Source organism: Enterobacter sp. K16B (assembly GCF_020216105.1).
Classification (GTDB): domain Bacteria; phylum Pseudomonadota; class Gammaproteobacteria; order Enterobacterales; family Enterobacteriaceae; genus Enterobacter; species Enterobacter sichuanensis.
Window position 1 is genome coordinate 1 of the sequence record NZ_JAIWJZ010000223.1, and the last position, 2,260, is coordinate 2,260.

General features: G+C 61.0%; 1 protein-coding gene. It reads right to left on the reverse strand.

Features of this window, described 5'->3' with window-relative positions; all coding sequences use genetic code 11:
* Positions 1–89: 89 nt before the first annotated feature.
* The gene (locus LDK53_RS22815) at positions 90–1,985 is read right to left on the reverse strand and encodes a methyl-accepting chemotaxis protein (RefSeq protein WP_225288151.1); all 1,896 of its coding nucleotides are present in this window, start codon (positions 1,983–1,985) and stop codon (positions 90–92) included.
* Positions 1,986–2,260 lie beyond the last annotated feature (275 nt).

Genomic DNA, 2,260 nt, shown 5'->3' on the forward strand with positions numbered 1-2,260 from the left:
AAAGTGAACGGAATAACCTCCACAGCCGTATGTTCCCCCTCACCCCAGTCCTCTCCCGTCGGGAGAGGACGTCGCCCGTGCAAATAAAATTAAACCTTAAACCGATTCACCACACTTTCCAGCTGTTGCGCCTGCTCCTCCATCGCCTTCGCCGCCGACGAGACTTCCGCCACCAGCGACGCATTCTGCTGGGTCGCGCCTTCCAGCTGGCAGACCGCCACGTTCACCTGGGCGATACCCACGCTCTGCTCGCGGCTGGCGGTTTTCACCTCCTCCATCAGGGCTGATACCTCGCTCACGGAGGTCACCAGCGCGTTCATGGTCTCCCCCGCCTCCTGCACCAGGCTACTGCCCTCCTGCACGCCCGCGACCGCGTCGTTAATCAGCTCGCGGATCTCCCGGGCAGAGCTGGAGGCCCGCAGCGCCAGATTACGCACTTCCGTCGCCACCACGGCGAAGCCACGCCCCTGCTCCCCCGCGCGCGCCGCTTCCACCGCCGCGTTCAGCGCCAGAATGTTGGTCTGGTAGGCAATACCGTCAATCACCCCCACAATGTCCGCCACCCGCAGGGATGAAGATTCAATCTGGCGCATTTTCTCCACTGCCGAGGTCATCATCCCGGCGCCGCGCTGTGCTACCGCTGCGGCGTCGGTCGCCAGCCGGTCGGCGTGTTCCGCGTTATCGGCGTTGTTCGCCACAATGCCCGCGATCTCCTCCATCGAGGCCGCCGTCTGCGTCAGAGAGGCAGACTGCTCTTCGGTGCGCGAGGACAGCGACACGTTACCTTCGGCAATCTGGTGCGAGGCGGCGGCAATGGTGCGGGTGCTGCTCCCCACCTGCTGTAACAGCCCCTGCAGATAACTCATAAATGCGTTGACGTTGCGGGCGATGGCGTTGAGCTCCTGGCTGCTGCTCTCCGGCAAACGGCGGGTTAAATCCGCGCCGCCTGCGGACAGGGTGGCCAGGCGGTCACTCACCGTATGCAGATTACGCATCACCGCGCGGATGGTCAGCACCAGCACCAGGCCCAACAACAGTAACAGCGGGATCTGCACCATGCCGAGGCGCACCAGGATAGCGTGCGTCTGCTGGCTCAACAGGCTGCTGCGGGTATCTGTCGCCACAAACCACGGACTGCCCTTGATGGGGTAAACAAAAATGGTGTGTTCCCCATCCTGCGCCTGATAGGTTCGCTCCAGCGGCGTCTCCTTCGCCTGGGCCAGCATCGCCTGAAGAATGGCGATTTCATGCCCCGGTAGCTCGCCGATATTTTTCAGCGGCGGCGTTTCGTCGGATGCGCGGCTATAGCCGACAATTTTGCCACTGGCCTCCACGATCAGCACGCCGCCTTCAATGGGCTCCGCCATCTTGCGGGCCAGCGCGTTAAAGAAGCCGAGCGTCAGATCAAGGGTTGCCACGCCCCACAGCTGGCCGTGGCGATAGACCGGCATCGCGCAGTTGGTCCGCGGCTGCGGGCTGGCCGCGTCGATATAGGCCTCAGCCCAGGCGCACTGGCCTTTCGCCGCGCGGGATCCGGCTTTGAACCATGACTGCTCCCAGTAGGGCGGCGCGTTGGCGCCGTTCCAGGTGCTGTTCAGGCGCAGTCGGTTTTCCCGGTCTCTGGCAAAGAAGGTGCTGTGCCGGTCGATACCGGCCTCGCGCATGCCGGGAAGCGGCCAGACGCCGCCACCAAAAAGCGCACTGTCACCGTTCTGGTTAATCAGCGCCGGCAGCAGGTTGTCTATCTGCGTACTCTCCAGCAGGGAGACAGTTTCGGTCAGGCTTCGCTGCTGGGCCTGCACGCGTGACATTTGCGTGGTGATGGCTGCCGCCTGCTCGCCAATCTGAGAATGGACGCGCTGATACTCGGTTTTAAGCAGCGACGGCGCCACCAGCTGCATCACCACCCATACGGTGATGCCCGTCAGTAATAAAAAGAAAGCAGAAACCAGCAGGATGATTCTGCTCTGAGTCGATTTTAACATAATGATAATCTCTGAAAATAAAGTATCCCAGAGTATTCATCGGTGATTTATGTAATTAATGAAATTTAGTATATAGGCAAAAAGGGGGCGTTTTTACCCCCTTTTTCCCGTTACGCGGCGTTTAATAAGGCAGGGAGGGATCGTGAAGCTGGGCCTTGAGCGCCGCTTCAGAGAGAGAACATTTCGCTTTACCCACTTCCGTGCTGTCGCGGTAGCGCAACAGGGTGACGCCCTCCGGCGCCGCCGTCAGCGCGACGATGTTGTACGGCTGAGCA